The 17,573-nt window shown below is 50.9% G+C and carries 16 protein-coding genes; 10 read left to right on the top strand and 6 right to left on the bottom strand.

Annotation, left to right across the window (positions count from 1 at the left end):
- Positions 1–11: 11 nt before the first annotated feature.
- Complete coding sequence (locus Mal48_RS14070) at positions 12–1,067, bottom strand: MraY family glycosyltransferase (RefSeq protein ID WP_231739573.1); 1,056 nt, start codon at positions 1,065–1,067, stop codon at positions 12–14.
- Between Mal48_RS14070 and Mal48_RS23305 the strand changes: the two genes are divergently transcribed.
- Positions 1,054–1,329, top strand: coding sequence for a hypothetical protein (locus Mal48_RS23305; protein WP_197442325.1), 276 nt, complete (start codon positions 1,054–1,056; stop codon positions 1,327–1,329). The two genes, Mal48_RS14070 and Mal48_RS23305, sit on opposite strands and share 14 nt — an antisense overlap.
- Positions 1,330–1,429: 100 nt before the next feature.
- Here Mal48_RS23305 and csrA read toward each other — a convergent pair whose 3' ends face one another.
- Together csrA and Mal48_RS14060 are read right to left on the bottom strand one after the other, a co-directional pair.
- Positions 1,430–1,645 (bottom strand): carbon storage regulator CsrA, encoded by a 216-nt coding sequence (gene csrA, locus Mal48_RS14065; protein ID WP_145200621.1) that lies wholly within the window; start codon positions 1,643–1,645, stop codon positions 1,430–1,432.
- Between the two features lie 583 nt (positions 1,646–2,228).
- Positions 2,229–4,046, bottom strand: a complete 1,818-nt coding sequence (locus Mal48_RS14060) for a GntP family permease (RefSeq protein ID WP_197441705.1) — start codon at positions 4,044–4,046, stop codon at positions 2,229–2,231.
- A gap of 751 nt (positions 4,047–4,797) precedes the next feature.
- Between Mal48_RS14060 and Mal48_RS14055 the strand changes: the two genes are divergently transcribed.
- Positions 4,798–6,372 (top strand): 2-isopropylmalate synthase, encoded by a 1,575-nt coding sequence (locus tag Mal48_RS14055; protein ID WP_145200618.1) that lies wholly within the window; start codon positions 4,798–4,800, stop codon positions 6,370–6,372.
- Positions 6,373–6,612: 240 nt separating this feature from the next.
- Positions 6,613–8,403, top strand: a complete 1,791-nt coding sequence (locus tag Mal48_RS14050; RefSeq protein ID WP_145200615.1) for a DUF1559 family PulG-like putative transporter — start codon at positions 6,613–6,615, stop codon at positions 8,401–8,403.
- Between the two features lie 218 nt (positions 8,404–8,621).
- On the opposite strand, the gene Mal48_RS14045 is transcribed toward Mal48_RS14050, so the two are convergent.
- Positions 8,622–9,620, bottom strand: a complete 999-nt coding sequence (locus tag Mal48_RS14045) for an endonuclease V (RefSeq protein ID WP_145200612.1) — start codon at positions 9,618–9,620, stop codon at positions 8,622–8,624.
- A gap of 399 nt (positions 9,621–10,019) precedes the next feature.
- Between Mal48_RS14045 and Mal48_RS14040 the strand changes: the two genes are divergently transcribed.
- A complete protein-coding gene (locus tag Mal48_RS14040) occupies positions 10,020–10,466 on the top strand; it encodes a hypothetical protein (protein ID WP_145200609.1) in 447 nt (148 codons plus the stop codon).
- Positions 10,467–10,656: 190 nt separating this feature from the next.
- Here the strand turns inward: Mal48_RS14040 and hemP are convergent, their stop codons facing one another.
- Positions 10,657–10,851 (bottom strand): hemin uptake protein HemP, encoded by a 195-nt coding sequence (gene hemP / locus Mal48_RS14035; protein WP_145200606.1) that lies wholly within the window; start codon positions 10,849–10,851, stop codon positions 10,657–10,659.
- A 185-nt stretch (positions 10,852–11,036) separates the two neighbouring features.
- Here hemP and Mal48_RS14030 point away from each other — a divergent pair, with 185 nt between their 5' ends.
- Positions 11,037–12,053 (top strand): DUF1559 family PulG-like putative transporter, encoded by a 1,017-nt coding sequence (locus Mal48_RS14030; protein WP_145200603.1) that lies wholly within the window; start codon positions 11,037–11,039, stop codon positions 12,051–12,053.
- Between the two features lie 107 nt (positions 12,054–12,160).
- Here Mal48_RS14030 and Mal48_RS23765 read toward each other — a convergent pair whose 3' ends face one another.
- The gene (locus tag Mal48_RS23765; protein ID WP_261341955.1) at positions 12,161–12,286 is read right to left on the bottom strand and encodes a hypothetical protein; all 126 of its coding nucleotides are present in this window, start codon (positions 12,284–12,286) and stop codon (positions 12,161–12,163) included.
- 125 nt (positions 12,287–12,411) lie between these two features.
- Here Mal48_RS23765 and Mal48_RS23760 point away from each other — a divergent pair, with 125 nt between their 5' ends.
- From Mal48_RS23760 to Mal48_RS14010, 5 genes are all read left to right on the top strand, one after another.
- Positions 12,412–12,537, top strand: coding sequence for a hypothetical protein (locus tag Mal48_RS23760; protein ID WP_261341954.1), 126 nt, complete (start codon positions 12,412–12,414; stop codon positions 12,535–12,537).
- Between the two features lie 27 nt (positions 12,538–12,564).
- Positions 12,565–12,765 carry a hypothetical protein gene (locus Mal48_RS14025; RefSeq protein WP_145200600.1) on the top strand — a complete coding sequence of 67 codons (201 nt, stop codon included), beginning with the start codon at positions 12,565–12,567 and terminating at the stop codon, positions 12,763–12,765.
- Between the two features lie 92 nt (positions 12,766–12,857).
- Positions 12,858–13,325 (top strand): hypothetical protein, encoded by a 468-nt coding sequence (locus Mal48_RS14020; RefSeq protein ID WP_145200597.1) that lies wholly within the window; start codon positions 12,858–12,860, stop codon positions 13,323–13,325.
- Positions 13,326–13,453: 128 nt separating this feature from the next.
- Complete coding sequence (locus tag Mal48_RS23755) at positions 13,454–16,012, top strand: vWA domain-containing protein (RefSeq protein WP_145200594.1); 2,559 nt, start codon at positions 13,454–13,456, stop codon at positions 16,010–16,012.
- A gap of 149 nt (positions 16,013–16,161) precedes the next feature.
- Positions 16,162–17,484, top strand: coding sequence for a hypothetical protein (locus Mal48_RS14010; RefSeq protein WP_145200591.1), 1,323 nt, complete (start codon positions 16,162–16,164; stop codon positions 17,482–17,484).
- Positions 17,485–17,573 lie beyond the last annotated feature (89 nt).

Raw genomic sequence — 17,573 nt, 5'->3', positions numbered from 1 at the left:
TTCGCAAAGTCCTATTCTTCTTTCGAGGATGGGCGCGGAGCCATTTCCAGGATCGAAACGATCACCAGCACGCACAGGACCAGCGAGACCACCAGGAACGCCCCTTGCCAATCTTCGACTTGATACAGCAACAGTGCTCCGATGCCTGTCGTCAGGGTTGCAAAGTGAACGGTCATCACTGCATGTTTTTTGCTGAGCCCCAAGGCTTCCAAGCGATGTGAGAAATGTTTCTTGTCGGGTTGAAACGGGCTGCGCCCTTCCTTCAGGCGAATCAAGATGACAGAGCACAAGTCATAAAGCGGGATCGCCAGAATACAAAGGGGGGCAAGCATGACATGCCGCTGTGGCATCGTTTCATCATAAAACGTTCCCAGAATTGTCAGGCTCGACAGCATCAAGCCGATGAACGTACTTCCTGCATCGCCCATGAAAATGTTGGCAGGAGGCCAGTTATGAATGAGAAAGCCGCTCAGCGACCCAGCGAGAATGACGAGGCATCCACCGACGAGCCAGCGAGGCTCTCCAACTAGTGTCAGCATGATACTCGCAAACATCACAGAAGCGATCAGCCCGATTCCGGCGCTCAGCCCATCCATGTTGTCGAGAAAGTTCAACGAGTTGATCAGTGCCACGATCCACAACACGCTGACGACCTGCCCCACCCACGGCTGCGAGACAAACAGACTGGCACTCATTCCGGTGCTGACTAAAGAGATGGCGACGAAAAACTGGACGCCCAGCCGCCATTTCCAGGAAAGCCCGAATCGGTCATCTAGCAGCCCCATCAACACCAGCACTGTTCCAGCAGCTAAAAGCCCCCATAGTTGAGGGGAGCGATGCAGCATACCCGCCAGGTGGATGCGAAATTCTTCGGGAATCCAACTTGCCGGGAGAGCGTTCTGTTGAATCAGCAACACGATCAGCTGAGCAGCGATCAGCGGGAGGAGCATTCCCAGGTAAATCGCAAGTCCTCCACCGAGCGGTGTCGGTGTCACATGAACCTTCCGGGCAGCTGGGTGGTCAACAAGTCCCCACTGCGGTGCGCAGCGGCGAATGACAATTGTCATTGTCGTTGAAATGACAAAAGCAGGGACGAAACAGACCAGCAAAAACCAGAGCATATCCCGAGGGGACCTCTTTCAGGTCGTGGAAAGAGTTTTCAAACTCGCAGGCAAACACTTTATCGAACTGAGTGAGATTTGCGAGCAGCACTCCGAACGGATTTCGGGTGAAGCGATTGATGGCTCAAAAGTCTTCAACCCAAACAGAAAACGTTACCAACTGAAGGGGCGTGGCAACGTTTCTGAGGTGGGGGAATCGTCAACATAAGTCAGCCAGGCGTGATCAACAGAGAGAAGGTGCCCTCATCGATCAATTCGGAAATCGATTGGTCGGAATTCGAGACCACGCCCGCAGGCTGACAGCGACTTTATGCTGATGATTTCGCCGATTTTGCTTGGTCGTCAGTCCCTTCGGACGCACGCTCACGCTGGATGGCTTCGTACACTTCTTGTCTGTGTACGGGAATTTCGGTTGGAGCTTGAATCCCCAAGCGAACCTTGTCGCCACGAATGTCGACAATTGTGATGACGACATCGTCACCAATCATAATGCTTTCGTCTCGGTGGCGTGAAAGAACGAGCATCTTCCTGACTCCTCGCTAAGAACCGAATCTCGTGATCAACGGATTGGCTCGGTATGATATAAAATGGTCTATAACATTTCTGACCGGGTTTTTCCCAACCTTGAAGCGTGGTGGAAACCTTTCCGGGGACCCCTGCGGTGGAAGGTGTTCTCGTTGACTGAGAAACCAGGTTCAGGTTTTCGGATCAGCACTTTGGCTTCTGCGGGCGATATGCTTTTCATCGTCCAACAGAGGGCTGGGTAGGATAGGAAGACCAGAAGAAAACAGATGTCTGCACAACATGCATGTGAAGTTGCAGGTTGTGATGATTGTGACACCGCGTCTGTTGAGAGACCGCTACCAAAGTGGCGCGCAAGAGCCCGGTTCCATCTCCGTGTTGCACGTTTGCCAGCAGAGTCTGTGCTGAGATGTGAGGACGTGCGCCGCTCAGCTGGTTTGACCTCAAGACAGCAAAAGAGGCAGAACAGCTGGAGTGACGAACTCAACCGTTAAGTGTTTACAGTGGCTGTAGAAATTGCGTTTCGCGTGGAGGATCACTGTTCTCCACGCGCCCTACTCTCTACGAGTCTGATCACGGAGATCCTTATAGAAGTGGGAGGATTTTCGAGAGCAGAACCGTCATTGCAAAGCTGACGATACTGAGAGTTGCGAGCATTGGAGTCCATGAGCGAAGGCTTTCCGATTCGGTCAGCCGTCCCATTTTTGTGAAGATCCAGAATCCGGAATCGTTCATCCAGCTTCCCATCAGCGAGCCAGCCCCAATGGCAGTCGCCAGATATACCGGATTGAATCCCAGGTCGATGCCGGTCACCATCGATGCCAGCATGCCCGATCCAACGATCATCGCAGTGGTACTGGACCCCTGAGCAACCTTCAGTAATGCGGCGAGTGAGTAGCCTAAGACCAGAAAGGCGATCCCAGTGCTTTTTGTGTCTCCATTAGAAAATTTGTCCTGAATCGCTTCACCGATCCCGGCAATTTTCAGCATGTCTCCAAACGCTCCCCCGGCAGCGGTGATGAGGATAATGACCCCGCCGCTCATCAACGCCAGTTCAACAGTTTTGGACATTTCAACGAGCGTTGGTTTCCGCGTGCTGAAGACCAACCCCATGGCGACGAGCGTCGAAATTAACAATGCGAAGTTTGCGTTTCCGAACAGCATTGAAATATTCGCGGCATTACGAAGGCCTGTGTCCCAGTTGTGAGGTTTGATTGTCTCCGGGAAAGTGACTTCAAGAAGGAGTCTATTGAAACGTTGCCGTTCGTGGACCTTCATCTTTTTGAGATCACTTTGCGATAACTCATTCACGAGAGCTTCGCGGGTCAGCATCTCTTTTTCTTGAGGCGTCAACTGATCGTTCTGCAAATCGGCAGCGATTTTCCAACTCTTTCGCACGACTGCATCGAATGCTTCGTTGCTGTAGATCGCTGGGTCTTTCTCCAGTAATGCGGCATTCATCGCAGCGACGATCTCTGTTTTATCGTCATCCGTAAGTGAATCTTTGGCGATCACTTCCTTCGTCGTTTCAGGAAGAACATTGACGAATTGAGGAATCGCTGCCGGTTCACTTTGATCTTTCAAAGCGGTATGAAACGCCGGCCAGTCGGTGACATCGGTGACCGTCAGGCGAGGTGTCTGTTCGGCATTGGCCATCGTTTCTAAAGCTGTGTTCGCAGAAATTAATGCCACTGGCAAAATGACCGGTAACAATGACAAGAACAACGGGGGCGTTGTTTGTGGAATCTGCGGATCATCGTCTTCAGTGCCAATGACTTTGTCGTCACGAAATGGGACTTCAATCATCCGATTGAGCCAGGCAGAGACTGCCAATCCTGCGACAGCGGCTGGAAATGCGACCATCGCACCAACCAGCATCATCACACCGATGTCGATTCCGAGCGTCGTGGCCATGACCAGCGGTCCCGGAGTCGGTGGGACTAACGTGTGGGTAATCGCCCCCCCTGCGGCAATCGCTAGAATATACAGCAGGTAATTTTTGTTTGTTCGGCGAAAGAGAGAACGGGCCAACGGGACCAGAAGGTAGAAAACCGTATCAAAGAAGACGGGAACCGAGAGCACGAATCCACTTCCCATGAGTGCCCAGGAGGCTCGCTTTTCGCCGAGTAATCTCAAAAAAGCCTGCACAATCCGGTCTGCGGCCCCGCTCGCCATCATGCACTCGCCGATGATGGCAGCCAGGCCAATCACAATAGCGATGTTGCCAGCCGAATTTCCGAACGAAGTTGCCACGCGAGAAATTTTGTCTTCGACCGATCCCGGAGCAAGCAAACTCACCACAATTGCCGAAATGATCAATGCCAGGAAGGCGTTGACTCGTAAAATCAGAATCAGACCGAGAACAGAGGCAATACCGATGGCGAGAATAACGAGAGGGTCCAACTGCTGCTCCTTGGCTGGTCGCAAAGATGATAACGTTGATGCGTCAAGAGTCTCTGTTGACGCATTTATTGCATTCGATGTGTTGCGCACAGTTGACCCAATCGAGGCCGAGACGTCAAATCAGTTGCTTTTCCTAACCAGGCGGAGCTGGCATCGCTGGTTTCGGAGACTCGTAATTTTTGCGTCTGAAAATTGGCCGACGGTGCAGCACTGTCAGCGACAGCAGCTGCACAGTTTGAGTTCTTTCTAGAGTTGATCCTGAACTCACGCCCAACTCATTTCCAAACAGTTCAAGCGCCTTCTCGACCTGCAAATTTCATTTTTTCGAAGACCTGGCAGGCGGGTATCTCGCTCTGCGACTCAGGAATTCAGGGCATTCTTGTGTCTGAATCAGTGAAGGGGAAGTTCTTGTGGATTGGCTGCGAACCGCCCTTGATTTCTTTGTGTCGACTGCAATAGTTCAAGTCAGTCCGACTTGACGTCACTTCGAATTCGACTTACTCTGTGACCATGAATAATCAGTCAACGAACTTCAGCCTGCTACTTAGTCTCCTCCTGCGAAGGGGGTCTTAGGCTGTTGCTCTGATATTGTTTCCAGAAAAAACACCCTGAGGCTTCACGAAGCCTCAGGGTGTTTTTTTGTTGACTGTTTACTGATGAAAATGCAAGAAGTGTGCCCATTCTTGCTCAATTCGACCTTGGGCACTCGACACTCAACTATTTTCCACGGTCCACCGAAAGGGACAATCTGATGTCTGACGTCATTACCTTCTTCGACACGACTCTTCGTGACGGCGAACAATCGCCCGGCTGTAGTATGGATACAGCTGAAAAGCTGGAAGTGGCTAAGGCTCTTGTGGATCTGGGTGTCGATGTCATTGAAGCCGGGTTCCCCATCGCTTCTCCCGGCGACTTCGAGGCGGTGCAGAAGATCGCTCAGAAATTTGGGGACCAATCGACCATTTGCGGGTTGGCACGTTGTCGTAAGGAAGACATCGACAGCGCCTGGGGGGCACTTCAGGATGCACAGAATGTTCGCATCCACGTGTTTCTTGCCACCAGTGCGATTCATCGCGATTTCAAGCTGAAGATGGCGAAGGAGGAAATCGTTCGCCGTGCTGTCGATATGGTCAAGTACACGTGCGACCAGATGGCCTCACGAAGCGATATCGTCACACCGAACGTAGAGTTCTCTCCGGAAGACGCTGCACGAACCGAACTCGATTTTTTGTGCGAAGTCGTCGAAAAGACAATCGCCGCCGGGGCGACGACCGTCAATATCCCAGACACTGTTGGCTATGCGACGCCGAATCATTTCTTCAAAGTGATTTCCTACTTGAAGGAGAACGTTTCGAACATCGATCAGGCTGTCATTAGTACACATTGCCACAACGATTTAGGACTTGCGGTTGCCAATAGCTTGGCCGGAATTGAAGCGGGAGCGCGGCAGGTCGAGTGTACTATCAACGGCTTGGGCGAACGTGCTGGCAACGCGGCACTCGAAGAGTTGGCGATGGCGATTCGCACACGTGGCGACTATTACGGTGTCACGACGAATATCAATACTCAAAAATTGTGTTCGACGAGCCGTCTGGTTTCGAAAATTACCGGTATGGCAGTTCAGCGAAACAAAGCGATTGTTGGCCAAAATGCATTCGCGCACGAAGCTGGAATCCATCAACATGGGATGCTTCAAGAGCGGACGACTTACGAGATTATGCGACCGCAAGACGTGGGGTATGTGGGAACAAACCTGGTCCTCGGGAAACATAGCGGACGCCACGCCTTCCGCGACCGCGTGGAATCACTCGGGTATGATTTGAGTGAAGAGTCCTTTCAAAAAGCCTTCGAAGCCTTCATTGCCTTGGCAGATAAGAAGAAGGAGATCTTCGACGTCGACATCGTTGCGCTTGTCGACAATCAGACGAGTTCAGAGATCGAAGAGCACTGGAAGATCAAAAACTTTCACACGCTCAGCGGAACGGAGACGATCCCGACAGCAACTCTCGAATTGGAGCACAAGGAAGGCAACATTGTCCAAGATGCTGCCACGGGAGATGGTCCTGTCGATGCCGCGTTCAAGTGCATGGAACGAGTCGCTGGCATCTCGGCAAAACTGACGGACTACAATGTTCGCAGCGTGTCGAGTGGAAAGGATGCCTTGGGCGAAGTGAGTCTTTCGATTGATATCGACGGGGTGATCTTCCATGGAAAGGGAGTCAGTACCGACGTCATTGAAGCGAGTGTCCAGGCGTACCTGCAGGCTCTCAACAAAGCACTCTCGCAAGATCGCGGACGCCGACGTAACGAGAAGAAGGGCGTGTGATTCAATTTGCGTTTCCCTCTTTAGCCGGACACTATCAAGTGTCCGGCTAATTTTTTGCGCTCTCAGTTTTTCACGTTTCAAAAGTTTTTTGATCCAGATTGCCCAGTATACGTTCTTGGAAGTGTCGTCGAATCTTGAATTCTTCGTAAAGGGATCTGATTTCGGTTCGAATCACTTGCATCGGTCGCTCCAATTCTGGACGATCATTCACGACAATTAGTTCTTACAAAGGTCACCTCGATGCGAACGCTCTCTCTAACGTCATTTCTCATGCTGGCAATCTGCCTCCACGGTTGTGGAGGAGGGGACAAACCGGCGGACTCACCTGCTGATGGTGGTGCGACAACCGAAGGTCTCGATGACCCAATGGATAGTTCATCACTTGGAGCCCCGGGGGAAATGCCATCCACCGATCCTCCAGCAGCCAATGAGACTGCAGCAGCGAATGAGGCTCCATCAGCTTCTTCCAGTGGTTCAGCTGAAGCTGCGAGTCCCGATGGTTCAACGCTGAATTATGTTCCAGAAGATGCGGTCGCTGTGTTGATCGTTCGCCCTTCGAAGGTTTTGAGTAATCCACTTGTGAAAGAGATGATCACTCTGATGGATCAAGCCAATCCTCGCGAGAAAGTCGAGGAGAAAATGGCGGATTTTGCAGACGAAGTTGGCGTCAAGCCTGAACAGGTTGATCATGTGCTGGTTGTCGTTGACAAGAATATGTTAGACATGGCGCCTATGATTGCGGCTGGAGGAGCACGACCCTCTCCGGTTGTGGTTGTGCAACTTGCTCCTGGAGTCAGTTCGCAACTGATTCTGGATTCCGTTCCACAGGGAGAATCGATTGAGATCGCTGGCGGAACTGGAGTCACCACTCCCGATGGCGGAGTTCTTTTCAAGGTGAGCGATTCCCGGCTTGTTTACTCATCAAAAGAGAATCTCGATTCGGTTCTCAAGAATGCATCGAGTGGAAAGGTCAAGGCGATGGTTTCAAAATCGGCAGCCAGCGACTTGGCACTCGCTGTTGATTTGGAACCCGTCAAAGTTCTGTTGCAGGACGCCATGAAGCAAAACCCTAACCCGCCCGGGATGGTGATGACCATGGTCATGCCAATTGTGACACAACTGCAAACGCTTTCACTCGGAGCTGATCTTGAAGCGGCAAATATCCTGGAAGTCAATGTGAGCACTCCCAATGTCGACGCGGCTCAGGGAGTGCACGGCATGCTGAACGGTTTCCTGGGGATGGGGAAACAACAATATGAGCAGGCCAAGGGCGAGATTCCCGAGGAAATGCAAGCGATGGCAAAGCAACTCGTTGATGGAGCCGAACTGTCCACTTCGGACACAATCGTCAGCCTGACGCTTCCGCGCCCTGAGAACTTTGAGAAGCTTCCTGAAATGCTCAAACCCGCATTCGCCGAAGCGGCCGAAGCAGCCAAGAGAGCCCAAAAACGCAACGACATTAAGCAAATCGGATTGGCGTTCCACAACTATCACGATGTTTACCAGCACTTCCCGGCAGTCGATTCCAATGGCGAAAAAGATGAAGCCGGTGTGAGAGGAAAAGGGCTCAGCTGGCGCGTCCACCTGCTCCCCTTCCTTGAGTATGCCCCTCTCTACGAGAAGTTCAATCTTGATGAAGCTTGGGACAGCGAGCACAACAAAGCTCTCATCGCTGAGATGCCGGCCGTCTTTGGTGACAACCCGGAAGGCAAAACATCAATTCATGTCTTTGTCGGTGAAAATCTGGCGTTCAACGAAGGCAAGCCCGGAGCCAGAATCCGTGACTATACTGATGGAACTTCCAATACCATTCTGGCAGTCAAAGCGGGTGACGATACCGCCGAAATCTGGACTAAACCGGGTGGGCTGAAGTTTAACGCAGAAGACCCGTTTGCAGCTCTGGGCAACATTGGCGAAGTGTTCATGGTCCTCCTTTGTGATGGTTCAACTCGAGACCTGAGCAAGGATCTCGACAAGACAACGTTCTCCAACCTGATCCAACAGAACGACGGCAACCCTGTTGATTTCTAGAGCATCTTTCGAGTTGGTGCTCAGGTTCTGCCTCGTGGCGAACAGCGTTTTCACTAAAGAAATGCCTTCTTCACGGACAGTTCTCAGAGCAAACTCCTCTTAGCGAATTCGTGACTCAGCCGCGCCGGAGAAATCGGGCGCGGCTTTTTTCTGTCTACTGCTCAGGTTACAGCTCCGACTCAGTATAATGGGGCGTTGCGAAGTGGCGTTGCGATGCCTCAGTTTTTGCGTAACTGTTTGGTGAACCGGTCGGCATAGAAGATCGGCTCCGGGGTGCGGTGTTTTGTCATCGTCGCTTTGGCGAACAGAGTCGCCTCTTCGAGCGAGATCAGATTCCCCGGCGAGGCGAAAATGGGCTTACTTTGGTTCTTTGTTTTCAACGCATTTCCGATCAATTCACCATTGTCGTAAACGGGGCGAATGTCACCGGCTCTCATTCTCTTCGTGTCCACTGATCCGCAGAGCAAAGACTTTCCAATTCCGAGTGTGGGCCGATTGATCAACACACCCAGGCAAGTCGCAATTCCGGCACGTCGAGGATGTAGAATTCCGTTTCCATCGACGAAGATGATGTCCGCCAAATCTCGGCGACGTCTCACTTTGTCGAGAAGTAAGAGCAACACCGGCATCTCTCTGAAGGAAAGGAAACCCGGGATGTAAGGAAACTCAACCGGAGCGACGACAGATTCCTCAAACGTCACGGCGAGCGTTTCGGAGTCCAACTCCACATAGGCGCCAACTGCATTTCCATCGTCCCGGTAGGCACAGTCGACCCCCGCAAAAGTGCGAGGAGTCAGTTCCTGCGATTTTCTTTGACGCCTCTTCGCCAACGTGAATTGGAACTCTTTCAGTTGTTTGAGCGGTTTCACGGAATGAAAATCGGAGAAACGGCAGGCAAGGTCAACGTTCCCCAAGCCGGTTAGCATGACCCCATCTTTCTTGAGCAGCCCGGCCTTCTCGTTTGGATCACCGGTGACGTACATTCCGATTTCGCCATTGGATCGAACGACACGATGGCATGTGCAGCCATGTTGATGATCATGATCCTTGAAGAATGCTCCCAGCCAACGGGCTGAGGCTGTCTTTTCGTCGCCCAAGGCTCTGGCAAGATCTCCGTACGTTGTCACTTGCCCAACTGGAACCTGAGCAAGTAACTTCAGGACCTCACTCCTCAAGTCGGGAAGTTCACACAGTGATTCGCTGAAGGTCCGTTTCATATGGTCAGCGGATGAAAGAGGGGATTGATCGTGACGGATTTGATTGCGCGTACCGTGTCACCTTAACGACGCTGCTTCACCTCTTGGATCGATCCGCAAAAAATCTTGATAAGGAGAGACATTTCATCGCTTTCGTGATTTCGGTGCCAATGAAGAAGCGGTTTTCTTCGGACAAACGATAAACTTCATAGGAAAGAATCGATACACTATTTCTGAAAAGCCTTCAGAATGTAGACCCAGTCCGGAAACCTTTGGAACCACCGCTTTCCTTAATGCTTGAGTGAGCTATTCCAGGTTTCAGGATCAGTTCTAAAAACTCTTTGGAGTACATAGAGGGTTGCGTTAAGCTGCTCTCCGTAAAGAAGACGGCATGTCACAGGTTTCAGTGGGAATGACGTATTGAGTACATCGCTGCCGCACGCACAAGTTTTTCTGTTCTTGCTGCTTCTGTTCACTCCGTTTGCGGTGATCCTTGCCTGTCTCTTTTTACGGGCAGCGGTTGCGACATATCGCGCACTGATCGGCGGTAAGAGTTTGATCTACCCTCCTTCGCCTGTAGAACTCTTCGAAATCGTGGTGATCTCTTTTCTCGTTTGCCTTGGGCCGATCTTTCTTCTGGATTTAATGCTAGGAGCTGTTGTTGGGTTTTCAATGAAGGCTCAGGCAATTGGATTCTTGATGGCAATTCCGTTTTGTATGCTTTTAACAGGCGGTGTGGTCTCGCAGCGGCTGCAGATTTCGTTCGGAAGCGGATTGATTGTCTCGACCTGCTATTACTTGTTCTGCCTCTTCCTTCTCCCTGTCTTGCCGATCTTGCTCGCAGTGACTCAGTTGCTTTCTTTTTAGAACTGATCCCGAAACTTGAACTCGCTCCCTCAAACGTTGAGGAAAGCGACCATTCCAAAAGTTTTCGGACTGGTTCTGGAGCAGCCTGCTCGAGCGCGTGCCCGTGAAGACCCTGTTTCTCCAGTAAAATTGCTGTTTGCCACAAGGAGGAACCTGAGCGCGAATTCGATAGATGCTCAGGGAGGCCAAGTTATTTGTTGAGAATGAGTTTTCCTTTGCGTGTCAGGCGAAGGCGGTAACACTCTCCGTTATGGCAGATCGTGATTTCCGTCCTTTCCTGGAAAAGGTCACAAGAATTATAGACACCATCGGCGCAAGCTAACTTCTGCCCAGGCTTTGGTGCAGCCTGTTTTTGGGGGTCGGGATCGTTTTCGAGGGAATTCATCGATTCCACTTTTAGAAATGTGCTTAAATCGGGTGGATTCTGAATTGAAATCAGCTGATACCAAAACTACTCTAGGTGAAATTGAGACTCAGTGTCAATTAACTTTCCCACCTCAAGCTAGCCAGCCAGATCGCCAGCCACGGTTGCAGGTGTCAGTCCTAAATGACTTTTCTGGAGCAGAAAACATGTTTTCCCATCGCCCCCGCAAGGGTTTTACGCTGATTGAGCTATTGGTTGTGATTGCCATCATCGCCATTCTTGTTGCATTGCTCTTACCGGCTGTTCAACAGGCTCGTGAAGCTGCTCGGCGAACCCAGTGCAAAAATAATTTAAAACAGATCGGTCTCGCTCTTCACAATTATCTGGACGTGAATAACGGGTTTCCTCCTTCCTTCATCTCGGACATCACCACAGGGGGCGTCAATCAGACAAACGGTGGGGAATGGTCGGCTCAGGCACGGTTGCTGCCATATCTGGAGCAAGCCAGCCTTTACAATGCTGCGGATCTGTCCCAAGCCTATGATTCAACAATTAACGCTGCGATTCCTGCGATGAGAATCGCAGCCTATCAATGTCCCAGTGATCCCAACGACGTGGCCCGGACAGATACTTCAGGAAACGCAATCCACTACCCTCTCAGTTACGGGTTTAATGGAGGATCGTGGAGAGTCTGGACCAACGGTACTCGCGTTCCCGGAGATGGGGCATTCGCTCCGAACCGCAACTTCAAACCGCGTGATTTCACCGATGGGATGAGTAATACGATCGGTTTCTCTGAGGTCAAAGCGTTCACTGCCTACAACCGCGATGGCGAAACTGGCACATCAACCATTCCCAACGATTCCTCGCAAGTTTCTGCATTGATTGCAGGTGGCGGAAGCAACAAGGCCAACAGCGGTCACACCGAATGGGTCGATGGCCGAGTTCATCAGACTGGTTTTACTGTCACTCTTCCGCCAAACGCAGAAGTGACTGTTCCGGGCGGAGACCGAGCTGAAGAAGGGGATTACACTTCATGCCGCGAAGACAAGCCTTGCTCTGGACCGACTTACGCCGCTGTCACTTCCCGCAGTTGGCACACCGGGATCGTCAACAGCTTGCTCATGGACGGCTCCGTCCGATCGATCAGTGAAAACATTGACCTCGGAACCTGGAGAAATCTTGGTCAAAGAAGCGACGGTCAAGTGATCGGCGAGTTCTAAACGTTCTTGAGCTGAGTGCTGAGTGATCAGTAATCTCTTCGAGAAGAATCGATTTCCGAACAGAGACTTGATTCGCCAAGCTAATTGCAACTGATTTTTCTGCGACTTTACCGCGACATTACTGCGACATTACTGCGAAATGTGATCGAGCAGCATGCGACTTCGTATGCTGCTCGTTTCTTTTCGTAAGGGCCTTCTTTCGATCCCTTTGCCTGATTAATCCGTAAAATCATTACGGGTTCTCTATTTGGAAAGTGCGGCACGAACGTTTCGCTGTCGACGGGTTGTCTCTTCTCGATTTGATCGCGCAACTCTTTATTGAGTCATCCTCTCTGCGAACCGAAAGAGATGAAATGGAATGAGATTGCGAAACCTTCGCTTCTCATTGATCGATGACACAGAAGTCGAAACGAATCACCAAACATCAGGCGGCCAGTTTGGGCTGACCTGGGAAATGTCAGCAAATTACCAGCTGAAAGTTTGAGTGACTCAACAAAATGGAGTACTCCTGGTGCTGGAACTGTTTCAACAACTTAGTGATGATCAGACAGCTCTTCTTGGGTGTGGTGCAGCGATGCTGGGAGCCATGTTCATGTTGACATTGAGCTTTCATGCGAACCCCAAGAACCGCAAGAGTTTGCCTGAAGCAAGCACGAACGGTCAGCAGGAATCCGAGAATCTCGATGAAAATCGGCCGCGACGGGCAGCCTAGAGACTGGGAATCTTGCTCAGTCTAGAGGATTCTCGTTAAGCTTGAGGCTGGTTCACCGATTTTTTCGCCATAGATTTAGAAGGATTACTGGAATGACAACTTTGCGCACACTGGCCTTAGCAGCGATCTTGATGTCCGTTGGATATCTTCTCGGGCAGGCAAACGTGGGGGCGAACTTCGTCAATGCACAACAGGTTGGAGAGAACGTTCCAGAAGAGACAGTCGAAAAGATCCGTGTCGCCAACCGGAATTTGAACGAAGCCATGGAGGCATTGAAGTCCGCAGGGATGTACGAATCTGTGACGGAGGGGCCGAACGCCTTCTTGATTCTGAGCGGGGGCGGAAATGCTCGTCAGGATCTTGAATCTGGGCGTGGTGTCGATCCGGAAACATTTGCGGGGCTGTACGCTGGTCGTGCGATCCCGGAAATTCAGGATTTGATTGGTAAAGACGAGCAGAATCGACTGACATACAACGATGAAGTGATCCGAATTTACTCGAAATCACGATTGCAACGAGTCTTAGCCAATCGAACCAAATTGACCGAAGTGAACTTCTAAGCACAATAGAAACGTTCAATCCGACTGTTCGGGTCATTCCAACGGATTCGATGGACATTAGAAACTTGCTTCCGATTCGGAGAGATTGCTGAGAATTTGTTTTCAATCGTTCCGAGACTCCTTATACAATGAGACAGCAGCTTTATTTCAAAGTTGTTGCCACCTTCCATGATTCTCGTCAACAGCCATCCGGCAGCGGCGAAGTCCCGGGGATTGACATTATGAAGACCGCTTGGAAATTTTCCGCATTACTATCAACTCTCTTCGTTGCGAGTCTATGCTTCGCAAACGACCCGGTTGATCGGGCTCCAATCGTACGATCGTACGAGTCACCTTCTGGGGACACCTTCGGGGCGATCTCGGTTCAGTTGCCAGCCAGTAATGAATCGCGCAGCAAGGTTGATCACGTCGTCGTGATCGATACCTCAGCAAGCCAGATTGGCGAGCATCGCACAGTTGCTCTGAAAGCTTTGAAAAGCTTTCTTCAGAGTCTTCCCGAATCTCATCGGGCAACTGTCATTGCAGTTGATGTTGAAGCTGTCCCTATGATGGACGGTTTTGCATCGCCCGCAAAGGCTGCTGAAGAGTCTCTTGCAAAGCTGGAAGAACGTTTTCCAGCGGGAGCAACCAACATCGCTAAAGGCTTGGCTGCAGCTTCCAAAATCCTCGCAGAGAGCGAAAACGGTTCAATTACTTTCATCGGTGACGGAATGAGTGCTGCTCATCTCATCCAGGTCGATGAAATGAAAACGCTGACCTCAAACTTTCGAGCCCGACAGATTCCAGTCCATGGATTCGCTGTCGGTTCAAGTAAAGATATGCAGCTCCTCGGTGTTCTTGCTCAGGAAACTGGTGGCTTCGTCATGCGAGACGAGTCAAGCAAAACGTCTCTCACCGGTGAGCAGGCAGGTGAACTTCTTGCAGCAGCTGCTGTTAAAGTCGTTTCGTATCCAGAGACAGTTTCCATCGAAAACAACAAAGCTCAACTGCTTCCAAGTCACGCTTTGCCACTCCGTTCAGATCGTGAAACCGTCTATCTTTACAACGGAATTGTTGAGCCCAATGCAACCTTCACTTCTGGCGCTCATCAGTGGAGTCTCTCTGGGCTGGAACGTTCAACCGGAAATACTTTCCTTCGAACGTTGTGGTACCAAAGTGAAGTCACTGATGGTCTTTCATTAGGCCTTGCGGGTGACTGGCTTGTCAATCTTGCTCATCAGCAATTCGAAGACAACATTGTCCGTATGGAAGCACAAGGTGTTCAAGCACTTAACCAAGGTGCATTTGACACTGCTGAGAAAATTGGCTTCTCAATTCAAGAGATCGATCCTGGCAACACGACAGCAATTCAATTGATTGATCAAGCAGGCCAGAAAATGGTACTGCAAACTGTGCAATTCGAAGTTGACCAAGCTGTTGATGCCGCAAAGCAACTCGATACGGATCGCACGGGACCACGCGAAGAAAACCCGATTGAAGCCTACAAACAATTGAAAGACGCTCGGACTCAGGCACTTCGAGCCGAAGTCAATCAAGGAATTCAGCGAGCACTCTCGATTGTTGAAATCGATCCTGATGCCGCATTGAGTGCACTTGATCAGATTCGTGGAACAATCAAATCCGCGACAGACATCGACCCTGAAGCTCGCAAACAGCTGTTGCGTCAACTCTCTTCAACGCAATTGGATGTGATCTCCCAAAAGCAGAAGATTTACCTCAAAAATGCTGAGCGTAATAAACGACGGGTGGAAGTCGAAGCTCAAGCCCGACTCGTTCAATATGCAGAAGAGCGTGATGCTAAGCTTGAGCAAATGGTGGATCGAATCCGGGCACTCTTAATCGAAGGCTATCAGGGAGATGCAGGGGCGTTCGAATCAGCGGAAGCTGTCGCTCGTGGAGTCATCAGCGAATACCCAAATAGTGCGATGGGTGTTTCGGTTGTGTTCGTTTCAGAAGCTGCGGGACAAATCGACAAATCGAATCGTTTGCGACACCTGCGTTCGGACCGTTTTCTCGAAGCTCTTTATCAAGTCGAACTCTCACACGTTCCGTTTCCTGATGAACCTCCAATCTTGTATCCGCCAGCAGAAGTTTGGCAGGCACTTACAATTTTGCGTGAAAAGTGGAAATCTGTCGACTTGCGTAATGACAGTCCGAATGAACAAAAAATCTACGATGCTCTGGATGACATTACAAACATTGAATTCCCAGGAAACCCACTTTCTGACGTAGTTCAATTCCTTAGTAGCCAGCACGGGATTCCGATCATCATTGATGAAGTCGAGTTGAGTAACGAAGGTTTGAGCCCGGACGATGAAGTCACACTGGTTCTTTCCGGTGTCACACTCAAAGCCGCTCTGAAACTTCTGCTTGAGCAGCATGCCCTGACCTATGTGATCGAAGACGAAGTGATGAAAATTACCACACTTCTGAAGGCGGGTGACGTGTTGACAACTCGTGTTTACCCGGTTGCTGATCTTGTGATTCCAATCTTCCCGTTGAACGGTGGATTCGGTGGAGGTGGCGGTCTTGGTGGACAAGGTGGCGGTCAACTCGGTGGTCAGCAAGGCGGCCAGCAAGGTGGTGGCTTCGGTGGCGGCGGTGGCGGCGGCGGCTTTGGTGGTGGAGGCCAGTTCAGTGTCCCAGCACAGCCGATTCCTGGCAAAAAAAAACTCAACCTGAAGTAAAAAAAGAGGAGCAAAAACCTCTCTTTCAACCGGTTGGTAAGAAACAGGGGCAACCTGCAGCTCGGCAAGGGCAGCAGGCTGCCCCTCTGTTTATTCAACCCCAGGGAAAACAATCGACTGAGACTCCCTTCAAATACGACGACGTCAAAATGCCGAAAGTCTCTGAAGAATCGGCTCGGAAAGACTGGTCAAAGTTCTTCTCGAAGAATCGTCCGTATCCAGTTCGCATTCGCCAATGGGTGATGAAGCTCCACCAGGAGGGCAAGCATAAAACCGTCATTGGTTGCCTCGAATCCGCTCTGATCCAAGGGCAGGCTCAGCCATGGATGTACGAAGTGCTCGCTCTCTCCATGGAAATTGAGAACTACCCGCGTCAGGAAATCGAGCGTGTCGTTCTTTCGCTCTCGGACTTCGGTGCGGTCACTTTTGACAACTTGATTTATTCGGCAGCGTATCTGACTCGTTTTAACCGAAAGAGTGCTGCGCTTGGGCTGTATCAGCAAGCTTCTCGTCTGGCTCCTGAAAGACATGAACCCTACATGTTGTCGCTCAAGTTGGCCAAAGACGTTGGGGACTCAAATGATGTGATCTGGGCAGCGACGGGAGTCCTGCAGTATTACTGGGGCAAGGACTACATGAATAAACATCGCGATGCAGAGAATATCGTTGTCGATCGCATTCAGCAGCTTGAGAAAGAGGGGAATCAAGAGCAAGCCCAACAGTTGCAAAGCCAACTTTCCCAATGTCTGGCGCGTGATCTCATGATCCGTGTGGACTGGAGTGGAGCTGGAGATCTTGATCTGTATGTCGAAGAACCACTCGGGGCAGTCTGTTCTTTCGAAACTCCGTTGACGATCGCTGGTGGGATATTCATGCACGACGGGGCTGGGCCTGACCAGGCGAATTGCTACGAGTCGTATGTGTGCCCACAGGGAGTGACCGGCCCTTACCAGATTCGAGTGAAGAAGTCATTTGGAGAAGTCGTCGGGAATCGGGCGACTGTCACGGTCCTCATCAATGCCGGGACTCCTGAAGAAGAGAAGATTGTCCGGACCGTGGTTTTCAACGACGAAGAAAGCGGATTCACGATCGATCTTCCAAATGGACGGAGAACACAACCACGCAATCTCTCGCAGTTGGAGCCGACTTTTCGAACTCAGTTGTCGATGCTCAATACGGCTCCATTACGGTTTCATCACGTCAAAAGCCTCAACGAGCGAAAGGCAAAAGTCCATCAACAGTTTGCTGAAGATCGCCTCACTCCGACACGTCGAGCAGGAGCCGTCGGGTATGCTCCGGTTGTGCAAACGATTCCAGAAGGGACATCGATGACTGCCCAGGCAGTAGTGTCTCCAGATCGGCGCTACGTCCGATTGTCGCTTCAACCATCAATCACGAATGTGACTGATGTCTTCACTTTCAGTTACTTGAATAATGGAAATGCGAACGGCGGAAATGTTGGCGGCAATTAAGCGGTTGCAATTAAGCGGTTGCAATTAAGCGTACGCAATAAAACAGTGGCGTATTGTTGCATGCGTGTGGCCTGTGGAATTGGTGCAGC

This window comes from Thalassoglobus polymorphus, assembly GCF_007744255.1.
Lineage (GTDB): Bacteria > Planctomycetota > Planctomycetia > Planctomycetales > Planctomycetaceae > Thalassoglobus > Thalassoglobus polymorphus.
The sequence above is the reverse complement of the archived record's forward strand: the minus strand, read 5'-3'. Positions and strand labels throughout refer to the sequence as shown.